Consider the following 24,795-nt stretch of genomic DNA (forward strand, 5'->3'; position numbering starts at 1 on the left):
CTATGCGACGTGCACTATTGCTCTCGGGCGGTGTGGATAGCTCCGTGGCACTCCATCTGATGATGGAGCGTGGCGAGGCGCCCGACCTCTTTTATATCTATATCGGAGCTAATGAGGCAGGCTATGAGGACTGCCCTAGCGAGGAGGATATGGAGATGGTGAAGTGGCTCGCCAAGCACTACGGTCGCCCTCTGGAGGTGATCAATCTGCATCGTGAGTACTGGGACTATGTGGTGCAATACATCATTGATACGGTGCGGGAGGGACGTACCCCTCACCCCGATATGCTCTGCAATCGGATCATCAAGTTTGGCTACTTCAATGAGTATGCGGGGCGGGATTACGATCAGATCGCAACGGGTCACTATGCGAGTAAAAAGGTGGTGGGCGATAAGGAGTTCCTCGCCACGGCGGTAGACCCAGTGAAAGACCAGACCGATTTCCTCGCTCAGATCACCTATCCTCAGCTACTGAAGGCCTATTTTCCCCTTGGGGAGTTGCCGAAGAGTGAGGTGCGGAGGATCGCTTCAATGGAGCACTTAGTCACGGCACAGCGAAAGGATAGCCAAGGGATTTGCTTCCTCGGTAAGGTAGATTATAATCAATTCTTGGAGCGCTATCTCGGTACTCAGAAGGGCGAAATCATTGAGCTGGAAACAGGCAAAGTGGTCGGTGAGCATCGGGGCTATTGGTTCCACACCATCGGTCAGCGGAAGGGGCTCGGATTATCGGGTGGCCCGTGGTTTGTGATCCGTAAGGATATTGAGCAAAATAGGCTCTATGTAAGCCGCGGCTACGACCCCGAGACGCAGTATGGCAATGTGGTGGAGATGCCGGAGATGCACTGGATTACGCTCGACCCGATGGAGGGGGAGGAGCTAGAGGTGACCTTCAAGGTACGCCACACGCCCGACTTTACCGTGGGACAACTGAAGCGGGACGCTGAGGGAATCTACACTCTGCACTCTACTGAATTGATTCAAGGGATTGCCCCAGGGCAGTTTTGTACTATCTACGACCGTTCACAGCAACTCTGCTACGGCTCGGGAGTGATTGCCCGTGGGCTAAGGCTTTAGTTGCAGCCGGAAGAGTAGTCCGTAGGTGGTTCGCTTGAAGGGGAAGCTATAATTGGAGACGAGCGGTCGGCGTTGCTGACGCTCCACAAACGCCCTAACGCTAATGGCATCAGAAAGCCCATACTCTGCTGAAAATTGCAGAGTATGGGCTTTCATGCCTTGTAGGGCAAGGTCGCTCTCCTGTTGTTGGATATTCCGGAGAAGACTATAGGTATAGGTGTGGTGGAGCTGTAGGCGAAGGCTCTGTCGCTCGCTCCTAAGTAGGCTGATCTTACTGGTGAAGAGGGGTGCGAAGGTGACGTAATAGCCTAGCCGACTATAGAGTTCATGGTCGGTCTGGTCGAGTATCCGCTTGGCGGTGGTTTGGAGGGTTTGGGAGTGGCGCTGATTGTACCTTTCCTCTAGCGAGATGCCGAGCTGGCTCTTCACTTCTAGCCCGATGAGCGGGCTCAGCTCCTCACTCACCACTAGGCTTTGGAGGTCATTCTGCTCGGCAGTGATGTAGTAGGTAGGCACCTCCACATAAGCCCGATACTGATGGGTCAGCTTGAGGGTGGGGATATGCTCCTTTAGCCACGAGTGCCACTGAGAGATATTGAGCGACACTTGCCAATTGGGCAGAGTTGCCAAAAGGCTTGGTAGCCCCTCACGCTCAAGGTAAAGGAGGCTCGACTGCTGGGCAAAGTGCTCTACCTCGGGGTGCTTCTGCAGTCGTGCGATGGTGCTATAGCGTAGGTTGCCCCGCTCTATCTTGGCCCCTTCGGTTTGGTAAGGGGTCACCGAGGTGTGGTGGTGCCGGTTGTTTTCGTAGGTAAAGGTGAGTTCGAGTCCCTTCAGAGGCTCGAACCTCAGCCGTGCCTCCATTTCATTTCGCCAAAAGGTGGTTAGAGGCTGGCGACTGCCTCCCTTCTGGGTAATGAGGCTCTGCTCCTGCATCTTTTCAAAGGTGGAGAGTGGGTGGTCCATACCGAGTCGGAAGGCGAATCCTGGCATCAGCTGTCGGTTGACAAAGCCAAGCCCCATCACCTTACCCCCATCGGCGAGCAACCCAGGCAAACTAGTACCTGTGGTTCGGCGGAGGTGCAGAGAGAAGTCTTGTAGTACTTTGATCGGTAGCGTGCTGAAGTGATACTGGAGCAAGAGGTCGAGGTAAGTGCCATTCTCAGATCTGTTGCCCTGCTGGTACTGAGCGCTCCTTGCCCCTAGTTGCCACTGATAATTGCTTCGCCATGTCGCTTGCCCCGTGAGTGGCTGGAGCCAATGAGCCGACATCGGCGGTAGGCGGTAGGCGAGCTCCAACTGGCCGAAGTAATGCTCCGTGCTGCCGAGCGCGGTAAGGTCTCGTAGTATCTCCCGCGTCATCCACTCAAATTGGCTCGCTTGACTCTCGCGGTGGCGTGCCTCAAATGGTTCGTGGATGAGTGCCATCGTGGTGCTTTGTAGGGAGAGGGTGAGCCCCTTGTAGCTCTGCTTGATTTGCAACCCCCTGACCCAGTCCCAACGACTACGAAGGGTGGTGAGGGCCGAGTAGTCGGAGGGGAACTGCTGGTACTTGAAGTAGCGATTCCAGAGACTATTGAGGCGGATATAACTGCCTTGCGAGGTATCGAATTGGTAGGTCACTTCGCTCTCGGAGCTACGCTCTCGCTCCTCAAGTAGGTCGGGGGCATACCCCTTTTGGCGATGTAGGCGGTAGCTGAATAGCCAATTGGAGAGGCTCCACGGACGCCTCTTATCAGCAGAATTGAGCCAACGCATATCGGCGAGTTCTAGGCTCTCCTGTTGCCTAAAGGTGGCACCGATGCCACCTTCATTGCGGAGGTCGCTATCAAAGGGATCGTAGAAGGGAGTAGACTTCTGTCGCTCTAGAGAGTAACGAATAGGGAACCTCAGTTGCCACCGCTTGGGCAGTAGCATACCCAGCTCTAGCTCGGTGCGAAGGAGGAAGGAGTGCATATCCTGTAGCTCGTACTTGCGACTATCCGAGGTGATAGCACCAAAGCCAGCGGTCCGATACTGCCCATCCAGATGAAGCGATGCTAGCTCTCCCAACTGCAATTGCATCGCCCCTTGGGCTGCCTTTCCGCCCACAGCCCTTGCTCCTTTCACCGCCATCTCATTGACCCACACCTCCGCAGAGAGTCGGCGGTCACTTTTATTCCGCACCCCAATCAGTACGGCCGTCACCTCACCCAGTGTGGGCTGCCCCTTCACCACCATGGTAGCCCCACGATGGGCAGGGTCGGGCTGCACAAAGGGGATGTGGTCCTCGCCTCCTGCCAACTGTCGCTGGTGCTTGAGCTCGGTCAGATCAGCCAAGGAGATTTGGACGAGGTTATTGGGTCGCCACACCTCGGACCTTATCAATTCCTCACCGAGTGCCGAATAATCGCCGATGGGAGTTGCCTCAAGTGGCAGGCGGTACTCATAATAATTGCGAGTAAAGTCGTGCCCCACCCTAATAAAAAGCTCCAACTCACCCCTTGCAATCATCTGCTCCGACTCCAAGTGACTCCAGAGCTCCAACTGCTGATAGTGGCGAAGGTCGAGCGATTGCTCCTTGTAGATAGCCACCGGCTGGCCAGGTGCTAGATACGCTATCTTCATCGCCAAAGCCTGCTCATCCTCGGCACGCACTGCCCAGTCACTTGCCACCTCATCTCGCTCCACTTCGGGCGGAGAGAGGTAAGGGATTGGTGCCCTTTGGCTATCCTCCTCTAGCGAAAGGGTACTCACCTGCATCTCGGCACTACGCATATCACTCGGCTCGATGCTGCTCTGAAACTTACTCCACGAGGTAGAGACGATCCTAAACTGTGCTAGTCGGAGCTGTGCCTCTTTGCTAAAACGAGTGAGCGACAACCGAAGTGTCCGCACATCTTGTAGCGACACTCGCTGCCCAATCTGTTCTGAAGGGGAGTGCAAAGGCACCCGTAGCTTCACCCACCGCTCTCGCTCGCTCAGTCGCTTCTCCCCCACAATCTGCTCACCACTCAGTCCCTGACGAGTGATCGGTAGCTCATACCTCAGATAGCCCTCCTCCTGCTCCTGAATCATATCCCTATTGAGGTCCTCGGTATCGGGGTCCCACGTCCGGGCACTCTCCACCCCTTGAATGATGCGAGGGGTGGAATTGCCCTCCATACCATTGATATAGCGATAACGCTCCAAGATAGAGGCCTCCACCTCGTCCCATTCATCGCCCAAGAAGAAGCGATAGTCGTCCTTTGCGGGGTCCTTTTCATCACGAAACAATTGATAGCGAGGGTGGCTCCGCTCCTCCTCCGAGGTCAGTCCATCCAGCCCCACATCTTGCTGATTGATCGGTACCTTTCCCGTAGTATCAAAGCCGTAGAGCTGTGGCGGGGTGAGTGCCTTCCGCCCCCACTCCGTCTCTTGCTTCGCCTCACTTCCCTCGTAGTAGATACCTTCGTCGGGGAGAATCTCCTCCTTCATTCGCCCAAGATCCAGGTAGAGCATCCCATCGGGGGCATCGGGATCAAGGGTAAAGGGGTCAAGCATCCAGAGCTCAATGTAACTGTAGCGCCGATTCTCTAGGTCATTGGTCGAAAGGGGATAGCTGATACTGCCCCACATTTCCTGCGGTGCAGTGGGGGCCTGAGGGTTGTAGGGACCCCGCTCGGAGGGATAGAAGGAGAGGTTGAGGGTGGAGAGCGTCTGTAGCCCGATGGGCGAACGGTCACGCTGCGGAAAGAACTCCTCGAGGGGCACCTCTCGAACCAAAGGGTGGCGACGCTGGCTTTGGTCTTTCATTAAGTGTGTTGGTTGGTGCGGTGCACCATCCCGTACCAGAAGAGCATCCACCTTGAACCACGCCAGTTGGGCACGGCTCTCAGGTCGCTCCAAATGCCCTAGAGACCACCCCTGCGGATAGGCGAGCTCAATGTATCTATTGCCCTCCTCAAAGTCCTCCACTACGATCTTATCACTGCCACTGCGCGAACGATTATAATCGGAAAGCAACTCCGCATAAGAGGCCTGCAGAGAGAGCTTCAGCGGCTCGCGTACCTCTAGTCCACTCCACTCATTGAACCACTCAATTACCGATGGGCTCTCCCAATGGTAGCTAGCATGCACCCCCCACATATGGTTGCGTAGCACCTCCTCACCCCATCGTATCCTATTCCGTCGGCTATCCTCCCAATAGGCGAGCAACGTACCGCCGACATTGAGGCGCGGTGAGGGCGTCCAATTCAGTTCCGCACCCACCAGAGACTTCTCCTTGCGTCGCTGCTGCTCTCGCTCCTTCACCGTAATCTCGATCGTCTCCGTGGTATTGGTGGTCAGCGTAAGCCTCCCCGAAAGGTAGTCAATCACATACTCCACCCCCTCGGAGAGCTGTCGACCACTCGCCTCTACCCGCACACTCCCTGGCTCAATCTTCTGATGACCTAGCGACACCGACTGCGTCTGGCTCCCCGTCACTTCCGCTTGAATTCTAAAGAGGTCTAGCTCCTGAGCCTCCTTTGCCTCACGTTGGCTCTTGGTATAAAGTACTTGAAAGGTAGGGTAGCCATCCCGAGGTATCTCTACAAAAGGATACCTTTGAGGTAGAAAGAGGGTGCCAGTCGCCTTGAGATAAGTGACCCCATCAATCAGGTCAAAGAGCCCATCGGGTGCCCCACCCCGACCAGAGCTATCGGCTCGGTCCCAGGCAAATAGGTCGAGCCACGAGCGACCACTATCCGCTCCTCTCTCCACAATCGGTTTATCTACCCCCGCCTCCTCGTCCTTAAAAACTAGCGACACCTGTAGTTCGTCATTCTGGATATCTGGCCTTGCCCCCGAGAGAGAGTAGCCATTCTTCATCATCAACCCCCAAAGCGGTGAGTGAGGAGAGCGATCTTGCTCTGAAAGCAGTGCTACACGCCGACTACCCCCCTCCGCAGTCACCAAGTCCCCCACCTGGTACCGCTTTCCTTTATAATGATAGCTGTAGGCAACCGCCAGTATCTGCCCATCTCCGAGCCGACTTTGAAGAGAGATAAATCCGAGTGTCGGGTGGAGGGTATAGGCCGATGGCGGAAGCTTTCGGGCAGAAGTGATCTCGATACCACTTGCCTCAAAAAGGTTGCTACTAGGGAGTTGTTGAGCAGTCGAAGCCCCTTTGAAGGCAGTAATCGGTTCCGAACGGCTCCGATTATCCATCTGACGTGGGGTGGTGACCCACACCTCCACTCGGTCTATGTAGAGGTCACTCTCCACAAGGGGCAAGTGCTTGAGTGCGTCGCTATATTGGGCGGCAAAGAACTCCGAGAGAAAGAAGTGCTGAGCAAAGTCGTAGTCACTCCCCTTGAGCTCCGTCTGGATCAATTGTCGTCCGCCCTGCACCACAATCTTACGCTCCTCGGCATACTGCCGACTGGCCACCACCTGAAGCGAGAAAGGGCCCATCAGCAAGTCCGCCCGTACGCCAAAGAGCTCCCCGCCGGTATCAATCAACGGATTGTGACTCTCCATTCGCACATTGCCCGCCTGTAGTCGCTGCACAAAGTCGTAGTTTTCACCCTCATACCTCAGCCGCACTCTACTTCGGCGATCCGCCATCACTGGCTCGGTAGTGTAGCTAAGGTCGAGCTGCAATCGCTCGGAGTAGTTGGCCTTGAGGTGAATATTCATCTCTGGAAGAATGGTGAAATGGCTTCGCTTACGTAGCCCCACTGGTAGCAGAGGATTATCCTCCTCAGTAGTGGTATGACTTAGATTGAGGGAGAGATAGCCATTGGCTTTTAATCCCAGCTTAGGACGCTGGGGAAGGGGCTTGGGAAGTGGAGGCTTCCCCTTTTCATAAAAGACTTCACCCGTTTGCTGTAGTGCCTTCGCACGGAAATACTCCTCGGAGGTGAGTAGCTCCCGCAATTGCCACGCCCCCAAGCTATCTCGGCTATAGAGGAGGTAGTAGCCCGTCGCCGGGAGATACCCCACCGAATCGGTCTGGAGAGATTGCGCCCTTCCACTACCCCAGAAGAGTAGTACAAGGGTCAATGCCACGTAGCACCGTCGCATCGCTCTCCACACACGCTATAGCATCTGCAGACCCTTGCGGATCATATCATTAATACTCATATTGGGATCGGACTTTGCCAGCTTTGCCACCACCTTACGGGCAGCTGCAGCAGGATAGCCGAGGGCAATAAACGCCTTCTCCGCCTCCTCGTACATAGCCTGGTGCTCCGTGGCAAGTGGGTCCTTACTACTATCAATACCGATATTGAAGGTGCCCATCTCCGCTTCGATCTTATCCTTCAGCTCCACAATAATTCGCTGAGCGGTACGAACCCCTACCCCCTTGATCGACTTCAACCCCGCCTCATTTCCCTCCTTAATCAGTCGGGTGAGCTCACTTGGGGTAAAGCTGGAGAGAGCCAGACGAGCCGTGGCAGGACCAACGCCATTCACCGTAATCAGCAGACGAAAGAGCTTCCGCTCCGCCTCCTCACAAAAGCCATAAAGGTCGTGGGTATCCTCCCTCAGCACCTCATGCACCAAGAGCTTCGCCTCCTCTCCCTCGCGTATCTTATTGTAGGTATTGAGGGAGATAGCGAGTAAATAGCCTATTCCTCCGCCCACCTCTATTATCGCAGCCGTGGGGGTACGCTCTACCACCTTCCCTCTCAAGTATTCTATCATGTCGTTCTATCTTAATTACTAGTGGCAAAGAAAAGTGCCACCTCTCATATTCCCCAAAGATACAAAAAAATACCTCAAGTCTCTCGACTTAAGGTACCTACTTAAACCTTAAATTATTATGAAAAAACTATAGAGGTTCGTGGCGGATTTGAACCGCCGTACACGGTTTTGCAGACCGTTGCCTAACCACTCGGCCAACGAACCATTTGCCTTAAGCATTGGCAAAGATACCAAAAATATTGACACTGACAAAAAAAGTCCACAAGACCCCAATGGCTGTCTGGTTGGAAAATAATAAGTAAATTACACTAGTAATTTAAATCTACGTTTTATGATTTCAAGTACATTCGCCATAATTATATTCAGTTATTCGTAATCTTCGCCTTGTATTCCTAACTCACCTTTGCTCATGGCATTGGCAATATCTATTTTCAGCTCTTCGTCATAATCTTTACTGGTTAGAAAGCTATTGACGATGCGTAGCAGCAAATCTTGGTCGATGTTCGATGCTGCCACGTGATAAATGATAGATTCCAATGTACGCATACAGATACAAGCGTGCCAATAGTAATTATTTTTATGTAAGAAGTACGCACCCAAACTCAGTGCAATACGCTTGTTCCCATCATTGAAGAAGTGCCCGGAACAAAATCTATACATCAAATAGGTCAGTTTGTCGGCAAAGGTAGGATAGTATAAATCGTTTTGCACAAAATCCAATATAGCACGAATACCGCCTTCATCACGCACTCCTTCAAAGCCACCATCACTGGCATCAATCATTTTGCTATAGATGCTTAGAGTTTCATCGTAATCTATGTAAATAATTTCCTTACTCATCCTCTGCCTGTTTTAAGCGTTTCAGTACATCTTTATTGTCCGCTAAAATTTGGTCAAAATCAATAGACTGGTCACCGATGAATCGTTCAAACTCTTCAGGAGTAACAGCTTGTAGATAGTCTGCAATGTTACCATGATACGCATCCCGGAAACTAAAATCCCTTGAAGCCATTTTTGTTCTGGCATCATTCAGATAAGGTTTCTGCATGGGATGTTCGGCAAGTTCGTTTACAATACGCTTCACTTCGTCAATAGTAAGTTTTCTGCCACCGTTTTCCTTGAATCGTTCATTGATAACTGCACCCACACCGTTTTCAAAAGAAGAAATAACCAATAAAACCTCTGAATACAGCGTGTGTCGAACATTGTCTTTGGAATCCAACTTCAACACTTCCCGGTATTCCTTAGCATTCTCCTTGAATACAGCCTTGTAAATGAAATCTGTAATTTGAGAATATTTGTATGTGGGATGTCCCTCCACGTATTGTTTGATGGCAGAAGTGAGATTTTTACGATAGTTTTCCTCTGTAATTGCGGCAGGAAGGTAATGCACATCCCTGCGGTTGATATATTTTGTTCCTCCACCTGTCTTTTCATTGATAGTGGTAATCACAAAATCCAAGATGAGGCTACGGACTTTCTTGGCTTTTTCACTCTCTGTAAGTAGCATACCCATATTCAAGAAAGAGCGGAAATTAAACAGTCCAAGTTGTGTTGTTTTGCTCGCCTCATTAATAAGGTGAGCAAATTCTAACTTAAACTCTTTCAGTTGTTTACCCTTACATAAAATATATCCGTTATGCTTCAATTCATCAGAATTTGATTGCAGGTAACGATCTATTGTAGATGTGTCAACTTGATAAAAGTCGGCAACCATTTTTTTTGTAAAGCGGTATTCGCCCTCAAAGAGCATTCCTTCTATATCAAGATGCTCTTGTACCTTACTGACCGCAAAACGATTGTTAAGTACATTCTGCCGTTCTATGTTTGAGATGGTCAAATCTTTCATATCACTTCACGATTACGTAGTTTCAAATTACTAGTGCAATTTACATATTATTTTCCAACCAGACAGCCATTGGATTTTTGTACTGCAGGGGTTACGCATTAGGAGTAAATGCATAAGTTAATGACCCTATAAAATAGGAGAAAGGAGTGACCCAAAAATCCAATTTATAACAAGCTGATATTCAAAACCATATAAAAGCGAAAACTGAGTTGCAACTAAGCGATCGGCGAGTTGCAACTAAGCAATTGCCGAGATGCAACAAAGCAAATGCTTAGTTGCAACTAAACTTTTGGTCACTTAGCTGTTGCTTTTTTAGGCTGTTATTCAAAGACCATCTGCACCCTTATTTGTGGGATGGATTTGTCCGTGGATGTTAATTATTCACACCGTGTAACAGTCTCCTTATCCATAGACACCCCGATAAAAGCCACTCACAAGGCTATTCTAATGCGTAAGCCCTGATTAGCTGCCCATTTTTATGGCCTAACTAAAAAACATTAGCTACCTTTGCAACCCAGTTGCAAGTTTAATCATTAATCCTAGTTTATGATGAGGAGTCATCAGCCTTGTTGTCTTGCCATCTGTAAGTGTATAGTGATGTTATTATCGCTTACATTTTCCAAGACAGACATTTTTGCACAGGAGCAGAGCAAGGGAGTATCCATCTCTTGCATCGTGCGTGATGCCATTACGCAAGAACCAATAGATGGAGTGGTTGTATCAATCAACGACCGTGAAACAGGAGTCACTGCAAGGGGCGGAAAAATCACCGTATTGGTGCCCCACAGTGCGACCCTTAAGTTCTCTCACATTGCGTATGAAGCCGTTGAGATCAGGAATGCTACGAAAGAGGCATCTAGTGGTCACCCACTCTATATCTCCCTCTATGCATCCAACTTTTCGCTCAATGAAGTAGTGGTAAAAAGTAAAGCCACTACAAAGAGTGTTACAGTAGCAGAAACACTCAGTAGCCGGGATATTTCTAGTAATCTAGGGAGCTCGCTTGCTGAAGCCATCTCCAAAGTAAAAGGAGTATCTATGCTATCGACGGGTCCCAATGCGAGCAAACCAGTCATTCACGGCATGCACAGTAATCGGGTGATGATTGTTAATAATGGCATACGCCACGTAGGTCAAGGCTGGGGCATCGATATGGCACCAGAGATCGACTTTAGTATGGCGCAAAATGTCCGAGTACTCAAGGGGGCAGAGGTGGTAAAGCATGGTTCGGGAGCCCTAGGTGGTGTAGTAGAAATAGACCCTCCATTGCTTGAATATCAACAAAAGGGCATTGGGGGAAAGATTGCCACCTCATATATCACCAATGGGCGTGGGCTGGTTGGCCTCATCGGGATCAATGGCTCACACAATAATCATTGGGCTTGGAATATAGCCGCCTCTTATCAAAACTACGGCGATAAGTCTACTGCCCACTACCTACTCAATAATACGGGTAGTAGGCAATGGAGTACCACTGCGCAATTGGGCTATAGGCGTGGAAGTCGATTCGCCTCCGAATTGTACTACTCCTTTTTTCACTCTCATGAAGCCAGCATGTTTGCTTGGCAAATAGGAAGTCGTGATCTCTTTGAACAGAGACTGAAAATAGGGAAACCAGAGCTTATCTACCCATTCACAAGGAAAATCCAATACCCCTACTCCAAAGTGTGGCATCACCTTATCAACTCGCGCACTCGCTACGATCTTACCACCGAGCAAGTACTTCGGCTCAATCTATCCTACCAGCTAGATATACACAAGGATTACCACAATCGACGCAATTACCGATCCTACGTGCCAGAGTACAGCATGCGACTCTCTACACTTGATGGGCTCCTAACCTGGAACCACTACAACCTACTAGGTACGGAAGCTGAAGTGGGGGCGGAGATTCAAATCTCCACCAATGACAATCCCGAAGATACCGGTGTGCAACCAATGATTCCAAACTATAAGGCCTATACGTTCAGTCTATTTGCTTGGCAGAAAAAAGTATGGGAGCACTTCTACATGGATTGGGGTTTTAGGTATGAAGATTATACAATCGGAGTAGCTGGCTACGACTTAGCAAGTGAATACTTCTCAGATGCCGATCACCGCACTCTACTAGGAGGGCAAATAGGCGTAGGCTATACTCCTACCGACAAGCTTTCGGTCATTAGTAGTTTCTCTATCCTCCAGCGTCCACCACACGTGTACGAACGCTTTTCCCTCGGAGTAGATAAAGCAGCAGGAGTATTCTCCCGAGGCGACCGCAACCTAACCCCAGAGATTGGCTATAAGTGGGTCAATTCCATAGAGTACAGTGGGGACAAGCTTGCCTGCTCTATTGAAGGATTTCTACAGTACGTCAATGGATATATCTATCAGGCCACTAAACGTGGCACATTCTTTCAGACTCAAGCAGGAGAGTACCCCGTGTTTGATTTCTGGCAAGAAAACGCCTTCTTCTGCGGTGCAGACTTCAAAGCCAATGCCAATATCATAGGAAAACTACTTGCATACGGGCTCCAAACAGGCATCACGGTGGGACACCTAAAGAATATGCTACATGTCCCTAATATCGCCCCATTCAGGTGGCGTCACTGGATAGAGTCGGAGTATACCATTCCCGGCACCTCTATAGAGCTATCAGGCAACTTCGAGATGACCTATGTCGCAAAGCAAACGCTCTTTAGCCCAGAGCTAGACCTAGTGGACTTCACCCCACCAGCCTATACACTCTTCGACCTCTCATTAAAGGCAAAAGCCCCTGTCACTTTCGGGAAAAGCCTAGAGGGGGAGGTGAGTATTGAAAACCTCACCAACGCAGAGTATAAAGACTACACCAATCGCTTCAGATACTACTTCCACAATCTAGGTAGAAGTGTGAAGCTACGCCTAATGTGGACATTCTGATCACAACAACTATTTTTCAACACAATAACCATTTTTATAGACAACAATTTTATGAAATTAAAAAGCTTATTCACCGTGATGGTGGCTATGATGGTAGCTATGATGGCTACTGGATGCAAGAATGGGATTGTCAATCAGGTTCCAGAGCCTGAAGACCAAAAGCTCAAAAAGCTTCATGAGGATCCTACTACTGCAGAGTTTATCCTACAAGAGTGCCACACGCACGGCCCTTCAACTTGGCACGGCAATGGGGTGTCAGACCAAGTTAAGTACTTCAAAACCTTCCAGAAGATTACCTATAAGCTGAAAAAGGGGAAGGATGGCAATGGGAGACCAACACTAGAGTGGGGGCCAGCAGAGGATAGCCCAAAGGCCTTCTATGTACGTACCGGTCTTGACTATGGAGAGAGCCTTTCAAAGCCAGGCAATGGCGGCAATTTCTACTCCCTAGTAATCAAGTACTATAATGCTAAAGGAGAAGACATCACCCATCAATTTGTAACTAATGGGCAAGAGCATATTCACCAGCACTTCTTTATCCCAGTAAATAACTCTATCAAAACTTGGGATGCAACTGATAAAGAGGAGCTGATGACCAACCTTCCAAAGGATGAAAATGGCGTAACTGACCTCTTTAAGTACTGGTATATGGATACTGACCCACACGACAAGCTAGCATCTGACGATGAGGCTAAATTCATCAAGGATCCACGTGGCTTTAAGGGTATCCTTCAATTTAATCCATTTAAGCCGGTTGAAGAAGGGGTTATTCCCGTGACCTATTCTTGTGATATCCAAGTGAAACTGATGCACTCCCTTACCAATAAGAAGGATCCTAAAAAGACCTTCTCAAAGACCGAAACTCCATCACCTTACAACAAGCCATCTACAGCCCAGCTCCAAGTGGATGTATGGGATCTAGATACGAAGATACACTTCGTGGTATTCAGTAGCCGTATGGAGTACCTCATGGATGATAGTATGAAGACCTTTGCCGACCTCAAGACTGATGAGCAAAGAGACTATGTACGTCGTTATGCCAAGGCGTGGGGCTGCACACTAGATCAAGCGGTAGTAGATATCCTAGGACAGCTATCTGGTAGCACACTACACGTATCTTCTAACCTCTAAATTGAGGTATAATAGCTTATAATGGTAAGTGCCCTCCTTTTAGAAAAGGGGGGCACTTATTTATTCGCTCTATTTCGGGCTTCCAATATACTCTAGTGGGGAGGGGGTGAAGTGTGGGCTAGGCATAGCCGTGGAGGCCACCCAAGATAAAATTAACGCCAAAGTAGGTCATCAGGATGGTCATAAACGCTACTATTAGATAGGCGTGTAGGAATCTCTCCTTTCTGAAAGCTTTGAGGACACCTTGGTGTAATGGTAAGGCATAGACCAGCATCGTGATGAGTGCCCAGGTCTCTTTGGGGTCCCACCCCCAGTATCTACCCCACGAGATATTGGCCCATACCGCTCCGATAAATATACCGGCGGTGAGCAAGAAGAGTGCGGGATAGAGTAGCAAGCGACTGAGCTGAGTCAGTTGCTCGGTGGGCTTTCCCTTCCTCAGTAGCACCAGTCCTGTAATCCCATTAAAGAAAAGGAAGCAGAAGAGAGTGTAGGAGAGCATCATCACGATCACATGGATACTCAGGAGCGGAGAGCTGAGCACTGGCATTAGTGGGGTCATCTGCGGATTGCTCTCCCCCATCACAGAGACCATAAGTGCCAGGCCACTGGATAGCATTCCAAAAGAGAGGAAGAGGTCGGAGTGCCAACTGAGGAAAAAGGCTATAAGCAGGATAGTGAGTGCCAAGAACTGCATCGTCTCAAATCCATTACTTAGAGGGATATGTCCGGCTGATACCCCTCTCAGTGTACTGCAAACTATCAAGTATAGAGCTGCTAAGCCGATAAGTGACTGACCTATCCTTTTCAGCAACCGAAATGCATTTTGCTCCCTCAGACGGTTGCTCAATATAAGGATGTAATAGAAAACCCCTAGCAATATCAAGGTAATCGCCAGTGGTAGCGTGTGGGATAGTTGGTTGTAGAGCCTTTCACTCTGGAAGCGACCCTCAGAGGGTAATAGCTCACCCGCTTTCTTTTGCTGGTAAAGACGTATCTTCTCTAAGGTCTTAGTGAGTCCATCATAATTGTGGGTGCGGGTAAGCTCGGTGAGATAATCTGTGGAGCGACGGATAAAGAGCCATTCCTCCTCAGGGAGGTCGGTGGGCAAACGGTCGGCCTGTGCCATCCATCGGATGCTTCCTCCCTCTGGTATTGGAAACATCTTTATCGCTTGCCCTGAGAGTAGAGAGCCGACAATATTGTACTTTTCGTAGAGTGCCAGCACGTCTCTTGCCTCAGACTCGGGTAGATGACCTGTATTGAGTGCTTCGAGTGCTTTAGATAGCTTCATTTCCCCTGCTTCATCAAAGAAATCTTGCCAGCTGACATACCTCTTCTCCGTACCCAAAAGGGAGCGCATCGGAGCGCCCTTCACTCGAATCATAGGCACCTCAATCCAATCGGAAGGATAGAGTAGCCACCCAGTGAGTACCTGCTCGGCAGTGAGGCCTTTGTAAGAGGGTTTGCCATACAGCTTGGTCACAAGATCACGAGCGAACGATTGCATGGGGCAGATACGCCCATTGTGGTAAACATATAATTGACCGAACTGCTCCGCTTGTGTCGGTGGCATCACGCCTGGAAGGGCACGGTCACTAGATGCATAAGCACTCTGCGAAGTACAGAGCAATAGGAGAGGAAGGAGCAGCATCGGCACCACCTTTCGTGCATGAGATAGTTGCCTTAGCGTCCGACGGAATTCGCCCTTCGGATCTATCAAGACTAGGATCATGGCCACTAAGAGCAGCCCATAGCCACAGTAGGTAAAAGCAATGCCCCAGGGGTCATAGACAACGCTGAGCCGCACCCCTTTTTGGTCCTCATCATAGCCACTTTGGTAAAAACGGTACTGCCGATGATGTCCAATGTGATTCATTGAGACCCGTTCTGCCCCACCATAATCAAAGCGGAGCAAGCTCACAAAGTCCATAGGCGACTGTGTACCGGTATAATAGAGTATTTCAAACGATTCCAAATTTACGGTAAAGGGGAGCTTCACACTCTTCCCCTCCTTAGTGGTAAAGGAGCTAGCGGCTTCTCCCTTATAGAGGTAAAGGTCGCCCCTTTGGGAAAAGAAATAAGTGAGCCCGGAGCCCAGTAGGATTACGCCAAAAGCGATGTGAAGGAGCAGAGCTCCCATGTGGCAACCCTTTCGATGGTATCTCAGTAGTAGCGCCAATGCTGAGATGGCAAGTAGCAACCAGAGGCCAACAAAATACCACGACCCATAAATGTACTGATGGGCAAAGGCTGCTCCCTCTACCTTTTCAATAAAAGTGGCTATGATCAAGACCACAATGGTCAAGATCAATAGCCCAAAAGAAATAATAGTCAATCGTCTCTTCATTAGATCCGATGTAGTAATAAAAGTAATAAATTAGGGAGGGTTAAATCGCCTCAATAAACTTCACAATTGCCTCACGGTCTTCTCGCTTCAGCTCCCTAAACTTCTCAGTGGTCCAACGAGCCTGAGAGACACCTCCCTCGCGTGAGCATCCATGCCACATAATGGCCTCAATCACATTGCGGGCACGAGCATCGTAGAGCCGATCATCATGGCCAGTACATATCCTCATTAGCCCTTTACCCCAAAGCGGAGGAGTGCGGATCCAGCCTTTACGTACATCGTTTTTCATATAGAGACGGTGCGATACCAAGTCGGTATATGGCCAGATGGTCTGGTGTGGATAGTGTGGCATTCGTGGGTCGTTGGGGGTGTAGTTTGGTTCGCCTGGGTAGGTAAGTAGGTCCTCACCCGTTGTCCACGAAGGTCTATGGCAGGTAGCACACCCAATCTCCGTGAAGAGCTTCTTCCCTCTTTGCACCACTGGATCATCCATGTGTCGGGCAGCCGGTACAGCGAGGCCTCGCAGCCACGTCATGTAATTGACATAGTCCTCTAGCTGCATCTCTTCGGGGTGATCATTGCTCATAAAGTAATTGTAGATATCTTTTTCAGGGTCACCCGTCTTATTCCATTCAGGGTAATAGCGGTAGAACTCTGCCTGCACCTCAGGGTCTTTGCTCGCAGTGAGGGCGTATTCCTTCGTTACATTGACCGAAGTAAGGCCGGGGCGAGTAACATTGAAGTTGGCCCAGTGCTGGGTATCAAAGGTAAAGGTGCTCAGCTCCAAAAAGTGTCCGAACCTAAATGGACGCATGGTGATGGAGTCAATAGCAGTCCATTGGCCATTGGCAAACCTGCTTGGGTCCAGCTCCGTAAACTGTGCCTCATGCTGCCACTGGGCGAGGAGATCTTCGTCAGAAATAGCCTCTATCAGGCCGTTGCCAAAGAAAGGAATCGCATTCTTGAGCCGAATCATAATATCCTCTACAGCGACAGGCTTCCCATGGTGCGAAGGCTTGACATAGTAAGCATCCTCAGGTATTTTCACTTCAGGATAGATGAGGCTATACTTCTCACCATCGGGGAAGGTATTGCCCCAGTCGTCAGTGTACTCCAGCCAATTAATTTCCACCTTAGAGGGGTCTAGATAAGACTTGAATGGGGGCATACCTTGGAATTTTGGGCTGAAGAAGGAGAGCAAGTCGCCATCGGCATTACAGATCTCCAGCTCCGTAGAATTACCCCACTCCTTAGGGTCGAACTTGGTGATACGCCATCCGTGACCATAGCCAATATGGCAGGTTTCGCAAGAAGGGCGTGAGTAGAGTGGCCCTCGACCATTGAAAGGCCGTTGACTTGAATTAAAGGGGCGCTCAAAAAAGAATTCGCCCATTTTGAATTGAAACTCAAGCCCAGCTTCCTCGATGGCTGGTGTAGGGTCTTCGTATGCACTAGCAGTGGAATTAAAGGTGGTGCCCAATCGTCCGCCAGCATACCACTCATCGGCTAGTTCTTCCTCTCCTTTCGGGTCACAGCCAGGGTCCTTCTGGCATGATGTGGAGAGTAATCCCAATAGTATCCCTGCTGCAGACAGGAATAGGGCTTTTGTGTTGTACCTCATTTGATTCATTGATATATGTAGGTTTGTTGTTTCATTTTAATAGTGCTCATTGAGTGCCCAGGGAACAATTGCTTATTCTCCCAGGGCACTCAATGAGATTCTGCTGGCACCTCACTGGTATAAAAAGAGAATGTTGCACGAAGTGCCATTCTCGCACATTTGTTCCAAATGTGCCGAGACTTTGCACGAAGGATGATATGCAAGGCGCTGAGGGTGAGGCCGAAGGGAGCGTACTCACGTACGTGACCTAGGCCGAATTCCGAAAGCAACGAAGCAGATCGCCTTCGTGCAACAGTCTCAAAAGAGGTACCACATAGAGAGCAATACTACTTCTTAGCCAGCTCTTGCTTGAGTTCGCTAAGCGTTTCATCGAGTGCCTTGCAGGCATCCATAGCGGTCTTACATCCTGCATCCTTATAGTTGAGAACGAAAGGAGCCTTCATGCTTATAATAGCTTTCTTGGCATCGTTTATCGCCTTGATCACCTTAGCATCCATTTCCTTATTATGCGTTTGCATATACTGATGGAGTGAAGCCCCACGATTTCCCTCGATACCACCAAGGTAGACATTCTCTACGGAGGTGATATTGTCATAAAAGTCATGGATAGACCTTTGGCTGTAAGGCGACTCAATATAGGATATATCCTCACCAGTGTGCGCCGAACCAATCTTAGAAGTACCTACTTCATCGCAAATATCATTACATCCAGAGACAATGGCCTCCATAGCATTGATCCAAGAGCGGTATATCGAACCTGGCTGTCCGGCCTTAACCATATTCTCTCCATAGGAGAACTGGCCACCTACTAGCACTTGTAGCTCCACATCTTCCAGGATATGCTTCACTAGCTCCTTATTGAGCTTAGAGGCATGCTCCTCACCAGCCCACGCGGTTAGCAATTGCCAGCAGCTATTACGCAAGTCACCAGCTACGGCAATGGCATATATCAGGTGCTCTTCAGATATAGAGCCAGCAGTGCGAGGCTTGCCTTTCTCAAAGAGGATATACTCTACTCCGTGAAAACCGAGAAGCTCCTGACCAAGCTTAGTCCTTGCTACTATGTCGGAGTCCTCTCCATCTAGCTCCTTGATATTTGCTGCTTTGTCTAGATATTTTTGCAGAGCTGGTAGGTCAAGAGGCCAAGAGTCGATATGTGGGTCGATACCAAAATCACTTGCTGCCCCGAAGAGAAATGCCTCGCTGCGCTCCCACCAACTACGAGAGGTGATAAAATCATCACACGCCTTATTGAGGTGCTCCTGGGTGGGGTCCTTTCTATAAGTCCGTAAGTCCTCTACTAAGTCAGCAGCTTTTATGGCCATCTTAGTATAGGTAGGGACTACCGTCTTATTGACGAAAGTCTCGGCAATCTCTTGATAGGCTTTGTCGCGTTGCTCATCATCGGATATGGTTACCTCACTATGATTACAAGATGATAGGGGTGCAATAAAGAGCAATCCGATTGATGCCACTAAGGCATAAGAAAATAACTTGTTCATCGCTGTATATTTTTATTTTATTATTTTGTTTTCTGAATAAAGAGGTTATGCTACTTCAAGAAAAATCCCGAGTAAGCCACGCCAAGTGATATGCTAGGTTCATTATTAAACTCCTTCTTCAAGAGTCTAATGCTGTACTCGCCCTTGATCATCAGCTCCTTCATTGGGTAGTAATTGAATCCTGCCGCAATTCGCTGTCTATCAGTCCAAGTGTAATCGCTATTGCCCTTGACTGGATGGTAGGCATCATAATTTTCGTAGGCACCAAAGAGATAAAGCTTTTGACGCCCATCTCGCTTAGAGGGGAATAGATACAAGAGGTCATAACCGGCCTGTATCGAGGCTGCATGTGCCCGATCCCCCACGAGTGTACGCTTGTAGGGCGATGATGCACTCTGCGCGCGATTGTGCTGCGAAATGATACCGGCATCGCCTAGGTGACCATAATCAAAGCTACCCATCGCACGGAATCCATAGCCATTGTAGCTAAAGTCGGCAGAGCCGATGGTTACAGCACCACGCACGCCCTGATATTTGCCTCGCTCATCGCTCTGAAGTGTGTTATTAAACGACTCTCCATAATACCCGCTCAGACCGATACGTAGTCCTTTAATGGGATAAAAATCGAGGCGTAGAGCTACAGCGTATTTATTGGAGGGAGTGAATTCAAAGGCACTTGCAGAGCCATTCTTAATCCATTGATCCTTACTGAAAAGTAGCGAATTGAGCCCAGGTAGTAGCATCGCTTGATAGCGCATAAAACGCCACTTGCCCCAAAGCGAAATACCCGTTTGGTGCCACGTACAAGGCAGTATCTGGTTTTCACCTTCTGGTCGGTACACCGTGAAAAACTCATTGGGCAGGTGGTGCGCATTAGTATAGCCTACAGGTACAATATCGTGACCCAATCGGATATTAAAGTGGGGGTTAAATGACTTCTGTAGCCAGAATTGCTCCAGGGCTACCTCACCTCCACGCTCTATCTCCTTCTCCCACTCGCCAAATTCCTCATCCTCGATCTCCATGGCACTCTCTACCCCGCCATGCTCTATCTCCAGCTCGGTATTGAGCGACCAGCCGTGTCCAAAGTCATAGCCTAGCATCAGTACCACATGAGGCAAATCTACAGCACCTCGGCTAGGCACATCTTTGTAGCGATCCGCCTTGCTGTACCGATTCACATTATCAGAGTAAAAGTAGCGACTTGCTACGGCCTCTCCATAACCTCCTAGCGTTAGACGACTTCGTGCTGGCTTTACACTATCCGTCTTGCAACATTGTGCATTGGCAAAGCTTAGCGAACTCACAGAAAGCACGAAGAGTAACGATGTCTTGAATAAAACCTTTCTTATCATCATATCTATATTGTTATTTTTGATGCAAAGTTATGGAGATGGGTACCCATTGTCAATACCTAATTGATATGATTTTTTAGGCCTTTTTAAAATCTTTTCCCAACTCTCCGTAAAGGCAAACATGACGCTTACCACCTCACTACTTCCCTATTAGTTTCGCCCTCAACTCCAAGCTGAACAACAAGCACTTTTGTATTATTAAGGAAATAATATCAAAAATAATATACCTACATCTTGTGATACAAAGGAGCAAGCCCGACCTATCCGATAAGGCATCTTACTCCACCCGGCAGAGGCGTTCGACCCGTCCGATAAGCCCCTCCCGTAGCAGAGCAAAAGTGGAGATGCAACTAAGCAATCGGCGAGTTGCAACTAAGCAATTGCCGAGATGCAACTAAGCAATTGCTTAGTTGCATCTCAGTTTTTGCCCTTCTAACCCCCTGATTTATAGCAAGATATAAAAGCGGTTTTTCCGACTTGTCCGACCCGTCTGACCTGTCCGACTTGTCCGATAAGCCACCCCCAAAAAACAGTGTTTTTCACATTCCAGACCTGTCTACAGCTGTCCAAATAAAGCTTAATGCAAATCATAGCAAATATCAAATATTTAGGGTACATTTGCAAGTGCTCACAGCGTGAAATAGTAGTATTTCATATTACTAAAAGGATAAAAGAATTAGGCAGTAATCATGACTAAAAACAACATAGAAGCCTCCACACGACACAAGGAGCGTAAGACTCCAACCCTCAGTCGGTATCTGATACTTTTGGTAGATATGGTGGTGGGCGTTGTAGCGGCAGTAGCGTCGCTACTTGCTTTTTACACCGTCACAGGGCTAGTGACTTTTACGCCACAGATGTTGGCTACGATAGCAATAGCTGGTCTCGTCGCCACCCTTCTCTCTTCCTACCTACTAGGTACCTACCGACCCCTTCTCAGGTACCAATACTTCTCCATTGGGCGCCGACTGCTGGTGATGTTTTTCCTGAATACCCTGCTATTCTATGGGATACTCCTTGCTGGCAACTACTGGATTCCATTGGGCTACGGTGGTAAGATGCTCCTGATGATCGCCATCACCTACTTTGGTACCTTCTTCGTGCTATTCGTGCTCTACCGATCGGTAGCAGTATTGGCAGCACGTGCTTTCTGGGGCGTCTCCACAACCAATCACCAACGCGAGCGGGTACTCCTCTATGGTGTGAGCAACGCCAGTAGCGATCTAGCTTTGCAGCTGGAGGAGAGCCCCAAGTACAAGGTGGTAGGTTTTTGTAATAGAGGGAGTGTCAAGGGCGGTGCAACCGTCTCCAATTATAATATCTACCATCTCAAGGATGAGGAGCAACTCAAGCAATTGGCACAGGAGCTCAATCTCGATGCGGTTATCTTCACAGACCGTAGCGATCTCCTCAAAGAGCGAGAGACCCTTATTTACCAACTCGCCTCTCTCGGCGTGAAGAGCTTATTAGCCCCCGAGATCAGCGAAACCTCGCCTACCGACATTGCTCGTGATAGCGTACAGAAGATAGAGATGGAGGACCTCCTCAAGCGGGAGGTGATCCACCACGAGCCCGAAAAGGTAAAGGAGATGTACCGCGACAAGGTGGTGATGGTCACCGGTGCCGCCGGAAGTATCGGGTCGGAGCTGGTGATGCAGATAGCTCAGCTACCGATCAAGCAACTCCTACTACTCGATATCGCCGAGACCCCACTCCACAATGTGAGACTAAAGCTCAAGGAGTGGTACCCCAACCTTGACTTCGTGCCGATCCTCGGGGACATCCGTAGCCAGAATAGACTAGACGCCCTATTTGCAAAGTACCGACCCAATATTGTGCTCCACGCCGCCGCCTACAAGCATGTACCCCTCCTAGAGGAGAACCCCTGCGAGGGGGTGCTAGTGAATGTGCAAGGCTCTAAGAATATTGCCGACTTCTGCCTCAAGTACGAGGTGGAGCGAATGGTGATGGTCTCTACCGATAAGGCGGTCAACCCTACCAATGTGCTAGGTGCCACCAAGCGAGCTGCGGAGATCTACGTCCAAGCCCTCGGAAAAGCGGTAGAAGAGGGTAAGGTGACTGGAAAGACCACCTTTATCACTACCCGATTTGGCAACGTCCTCGGTTCGCAAGGCTCGGTGATCCCCCTATTCCGCGACCAAATAGCTAAGGGCGGACCGATAACCGTCACCGACCCCAATATCAACCGCTTCTTTATGAGTATCCACGAGGCCTGCTCACTGATACTGGAGGCATCATCAGTGGCTAAGGGGACCACCATCTTTGTCTTTGATATGGGCGAACCCCATAAGATTGTAGACCTAGCTGAGAATATGATTCGTCTGGCCGGCATGGAGCCCTACAGCGATATCGACATCCAATTTACCGGCCTACGACCAGGCGAAAAGCTCTACGAGGAGAAGCTAGCCGATGGTGAAAACACCATCCCCACCAATATCCCCAAGATACATATCGCCAAGGTGCGGGAGCACAACTATGCCGACCTCTACGATACCTACGAGGCGCTACGCGACCACGCTCGCAAAATTGAGATCGACGCCTGTATCCGACAGCTCCTCTCCCTCATCCCAGAGTACACCCCCGCCCCCAACTCCCCCTACGCTCCCCTCAACAAAAAAGTAAAATATTTAGACCATGTCACACATCACAATACGCAACTTTGGTCCGATTAAGGATATTGCACTTCCGATAAAGAAGTACAATATCTTTATTGGCAACTCAGGAACGGGGAAGTCAACGCTTGCCAAGGTGATTTGTAATGCACAGTGGCTCGAAAAGGAGTTGATCGTCTCTAATGAAGAAAGACCAAAGGAGATCTGTACAGCGACCACATATATCAATCAACTGATAGAGTACCATAATCTAAATGGCTACCTACAGCCCGATACTTATATTGAGTATCAGGGTGCTTTTCTTACTTTCCAGTTTGATAATGCAAAAGGCGAAACAGCATTCTCCTATACGCTTCGTAGAGATCTCGACTCCTTTTGCAGACTAAAAACTCTATACGTACCTTCTGAGAGAAGTATGGTGGCAGCCATACCCAATTGGTTTGAGATCAAACTTCCCAATACCAACCTTAGGAGCTTTCTGAGTGCATGGCAAAATGCTAGGCTTACTTACTCTATAGGCAACCCTCTGCCACTGCTCCCCTTTGGCGCGAAGTATTACTCCACGAAGGAGGACCCTAGCGACTTCATAGAGTTTGCAGATGGTAAGAAGTTACTGCTACCATACGTTGCTAGTGGGCTTCAAGCCTCTGTACCACTGACGGCATTAACATCGTACTTTAGCAGACCCACCCTATTTCAAAGGCACTACTCTCTCCTTGATCAGCAAAACCTTTCGGACGTGATACAATATGTAAAGTCGTATGAGGGAAATGATGAGATGGGAAAAGTTGAATCTTTTGAAGTCAAAAAAGACGGGAGCCTAGAGATAGAGGGGAAGCATATTGATGACCTCAAGCGCCGTTTTGAAAACCTTACCAAGGTTAAGGGAACAAGCTTTTTTATAGAGGAGCCAGAACTCAATCTATTCCCGAAACTTCAGAATGAACTTTTTAAGGAGATAATAAAGTCGATCAACTCAATAAAGGACAACGCACTGACTATTACTACTCACAGCCCCTATATTCTAGCTTTTCTAGGCAATTATATATATGCCTACTATCTGCAGCATGCTAAAGGAATAGATGTAACCGACTTGATACCCATCGAGCTAATGATGGATAGGGATAAGGTATCTGCCTATCTCCTCGAAAATGGCACTGCTACCAACATTCTTTCCAGTGACCCATCACTAGGGATAGACATCAAGGAGCTAGACTCCGTATCAGAGGAGATCGGCGATGTCTGGGATCAATTGGTCGATAGAGAACTGGAGCGATGAATATACTGGACCCGATAAATATTGTTCCTACCAACAAAAGGGAGCAAAAGAAGTCTAGGTTTTCCTTCAAAGAGAAAGGGAAGCAATACATCGCCATCAACTCTCAGCTGAAGGTGTGCCATGAATACCACCACTTAGACAAGCAGGAGTTCTTTGATAACCGCCCATGCGTGGATGACGCATTGTATCTTATCGAAGATAAAATACTTTACCTTATAGAGCTCAAAGGAAGTGACATAAAGCGGGCATACCAACAAGTGTCATCCACATTTGACGATCTCAACGCAAATAACTGCCTAGATAATTGCACTACAAAAGCAAGAATCGTTCTGAAGAAGACACGAACCCCCGCACTAAGAAGCAATGAATTCAAAGATCTTGTAAAGAAGTGCAAACACAAAGGATTAGAAGTAATAAGCAAGAATACACCCTATCAAGAAGAGATATAGA

14 protein-coding genes and 1 tRNA gene are annotated in these 24,795 nt (G+C 48.9%); 6 read left to right on the plus strand and 9 right to left on the minus strand.

Annotated elements, in window-relative coordinates:
* Window positions 1-2: 2 nt before the first annotated feature.
* A complete protein-coding gene (gene mnmA / locus A3GK_RS0100210) occupies window positions 3-1,076 on the plus strand; it encodes a tRNA 2-thiouridine(34) synthase MnmA (protein ID WP_018027511.1) in 1,074 nt (357 codons plus the stop codon).
* On the opposite strand, the gene sov is transcribed toward mnmA, so the two are convergent.
* From sov to A3GK_RS0100235, 5 genes are all read right to left on the minus strand, one after another.
* The gene (sov, locus tag A3GK_RS0100215) at window positions 1,065-7,103 is read right to left on the minus strand and encodes a T9SS outer membrane translocon Sov/SprA (RefSeq protein WP_018027512.1); all 6,039 of its coding nucleotides are present in this window, start codon (window positions 7,101-7,103) and stop codon (window positions 1,065-1,067) included. The two genes, mnmA and sov, sit on opposite strands and share 12 nt — an antisense overlap.
* 15 nt (window positions 7,104-7,118) lie before the next feature.
* The gene (gene ruvA, locus A3GK_RS0100220; protein WP_018027513.1) at window positions 7,119-7,727 is read right to left on the minus strand and encodes a Holliday junction branch migration protein RuvA; all 609 of its coding nucleotides are present in this window, start codon (window positions 7,725-7,727) and stop codon (window positions 7,119-7,121) included.
* A 133-nt stretch (window positions 7,728-7,860) separates the two neighbouring features.
* Window positions 7,861-7,931: transfer RNA gene (locus tag A3GK_RS0100225), tRNA-Cys, on the minus strand.
* A 162-nt stretch (window positions 7,932-8,093) separates the two neighbouring features.
* Window positions 8,094-8,567: a Fic family protein gene (locus A3GK_RS0100230; RefSeq protein ID WP_018027514.1), complete on the minus strand. Its 474-nt coding sequence runs from the start codon at window positions 8,565-8,567 to the stop codon at window positions 8,094-8,096.
* Complete coding sequence (locus A3GK_RS0100235) at window positions 8,560-9,576, minus strand: hypothetical protein (protein WP_018027515.1); 1,017 nt, start codon at window positions 9,574-9,576, stop codon at window positions 8,560-8,562. The genes A3GK_RS0100230 and A3GK_RS0100235 overlap by 8 nt, the downstream gene beginning before the upstream one ends.
* 546 nt (window positions 9,577-10,122) lie before the next feature.
* On the opposite strand from A3GK_RS0100235, the gene A3GK_RS0100240 reads away from it, so the two are divergent.
* Both A3GK_RS0100240 and A3GK_RS10915 read left to right on the plus strand, forming a co-directional pair.
* Window positions 10,123-12,474 carry a TonB-dependent receptor gene (locus A3GK_RS0100240; protein ID WP_081605290.1) on the plus strand — a complete coding sequence of 784 codons (2,352 nt, stop codon included), beginning with the start codon at window positions 10,123-10,125 and terminating at the stop codon, window positions 12,472-12,474.
* A gap of 51 nt (window positions 12,475-12,525) precedes the next feature.
* Entirely contained in the window at window positions 12,526-13,605 is a 1,080-nt protein-coding gene (locus tag A3GK_RS10915) for a hypothetical protein (protein ID WP_018027517.1), read from the plus strand.
* 118 nt (window positions 13,606-13,723) lie between these two features.
* On the opposite strand, the gene ccsA is transcribed toward A3GK_RS10915, so the two are convergent.
* The 4 genes from ccsA to A3GK_RS0100265 form a co-directional block, all read right to left on the minus strand.
* The gene (ccsA, locus tag A3GK_RS0100250) at window positions 13,724-15,955 is read right to left on the minus strand and encodes a cytochrome c biogenesis protein CcsA (RefSeq protein WP_018027518.1); all 2,232 of its coding nucleotides are present in this window, start codon (window positions 15,953-15,955) and stop codon (window positions 13,724-13,726) included.
* A 40-nt stretch (window positions 15,956-15,995) separates the two neighbouring features.
* Window positions 15,996-17,576 (minus strand): di-heme oxidoredictase family protein, encoded by a 1,581-nt coding sequence (locus A3GK_RS0100255; RefSeq protein ID WP_040575659.1) that lies wholly within the window; start codon window positions 17,574-17,576, stop codon window positions 15,996-15,998.
* A 326-nt stretch (window positions 17,577-17,902) separates the two neighbouring features.
* Window positions 17,903-19,078 (minus strand): imelysin family protein, encoded by a 1,176-nt coding sequence (locus A3GK_RS0100260; protein ID WP_018027520.1) that lies wholly within the window; start codon window positions 19,076-19,078, stop codon window positions 17,903-17,905.
* Between the two features lie 50 nt (window positions 19,079-19,128).
* On the minus strand, window positions 19,129-20,433 hold the full coding sequence (locus A3GK_RS0100265) for a hypothetical protein (protein ID WP_026161603.1): 1,305 nt from the start codon (window positions 20,431-20,433) through the stop codon (window positions 19,129-19,131).
* A 689-nt stretch (window positions 20,434-21,122) separates the two neighbouring features.
* Here A3GK_RS0100265 and A3GK_RS0100275 point away from each other — a divergent pair.
* From A3GK_RS0100275 to A3GK_RS0100285, 3 genes are read left to right on the plus strand one after another with little or no spacing between them, the layout of a single operon-like run.
* Window positions 21,123-23,126 (plus strand): nucleoside-diphosphate sugar epimerase/dehydratase, encoded by a 2,004-nt coding sequence (locus tag A3GK_RS0100275; protein ID WP_018027523.1) that lies wholly within the window; start codon window positions 21,123-21,125, stop codon window positions 23,124-23,126.
* Window positions 23,089-24,345: an AAA family ATPase gene (locus tag A3GK_RS0100280; protein ID WP_018027524.1), complete on the plus strand. Its 1,257-nt coding sequence runs from the start codon at window positions 23,089-23,091 to the stop codon at window positions 24,343-24,345. Before A3GK_RS0100275 ends, A3GK_RS0100280 begins: the two co-directional genes overlap by 38 nt.
* Complete coding sequence (locus A3GK_RS0100285) at window positions 24,342-24,794, plus strand: hypothetical protein (protein ID WP_018027525.1); 453 nt, start codon at window positions 24,342-24,344, stop codon at window positions 24,792-24,794. The genes A3GK_RS0100280 and A3GK_RS0100285 overlap by 4 nt, the downstream gene beginning before the upstream one ends.
* The last annotated feature ends 1 nt before the right edge of the window (window position 24,795 follow it).

Source organism: Porphyromonas somerae DSM 23386 (assembly GCF_000372405.1).
Taxonomy (GTDB): domain Bacteria; phylum Bacteroidota; class Bacteroidia; order Bacteroidales; family Porphyromonadaceae; genus Porphyromonas_A; species Porphyromonas_A somerae.

Excerpts from the sequence above, each read along its gene's own strand:
- mnmA (WP_018027511.1), top strand. The coding sequence starts at position 3 with ATGCGACGTGCACTATTGCTCTCGGGCGGTGTGGATAGCTCCGTGGCA.
- sov (WP_018027512.1), bottom strand. The coding sequence starts at position 7,103 with ATGCGACGGTGCTACGTGGCATTGACCCTTGTACTACTCTTCTGGGGT.
- ruvA (WP_018027513.1), bottom strand. The coding sequence starts at position 7,727 with ATGATAGAATACTTGAGAGGGAAGGTGGTAGAGCGTACCCCCACGGCT.
- A3GK_RS0100230 (WP_018027514.1), bottom strand. The coding sequence starts at position 8,567 with ATGAGTAAGGAAATTATTTACATAGATTACGATGAAACTCTAAGCATC.
- A3GK_RS0100235 (WP_018027515.1), bottom strand. The coding sequence starts at position 9,576 with ATGAAAGATTTGACCATCTCAAACATAGAACGGCAGAATGTACTTAAC.
- A3GK_RS0100240 (WP_081605290.1), top strand. The coding sequence starts at position 10,123 with ATGATGAGGAGTCATCAGCCTTGTTGTCTTGCCATCTGTAAGTGTATA.
- A3GK_RS10915 (WP_018027517.1), top strand. The coding sequence starts at position 12,526 with ATGAAATTAAAAAGCTTATTCACCGTGATGGTGGCTATGATGGTAGCT.
- ccsA (WP_018027518.1), bottom strand. The coding sequence starts at position 15,955 with ATGAAGAGACGATTGACTATTATTTCTTTTGGGCTATTGATCTTGACC.
- A3GK_RS0100255 (WP_040575659.1), bottom strand. The coding sequence starts at position 17,576 with ATGAGGTACAACACAAAAGCCCTATTCCTGTCTGCAGCAGGGATACTA.
- A3GK_RS0100260 (WP_018027520.1), bottom strand. The coding sequence starts at position 19,078 with ATGAACAAGTTATTTTCTTATGCCTTAGTGGCATCAATCGGATTGCTC.
- A3GK_RS0100265 (WP_026161603.1), bottom strand. The coding sequence starts at position 20,433 with ATGATAAGAAAGGTTTTATTCAAGACATCGTTACTCTTCGTGCTTTCT.
- A3GK_RS0100275 (WP_018027523.1), top strand. The coding sequence starts at position 21,123 with ATGACTAAAAACAACATAGAAGCCTCCACACGACACAAGGAGCGTAAG.
- A3GK_RS0100280 (WP_018027524.1), top strand. The coding sequence starts at position 23,089 with ATGTCACACATCACAATACGCAACTTTGGTCCGATTAAGGATATTGCA.
- A3GK_RS0100285 (WP_018027525.1), top strand. The coding sequence starts at position 24,342 with ATGAATATACTGGACCCGATAAATATTGTTCCTACCAACAAAAGGGAG.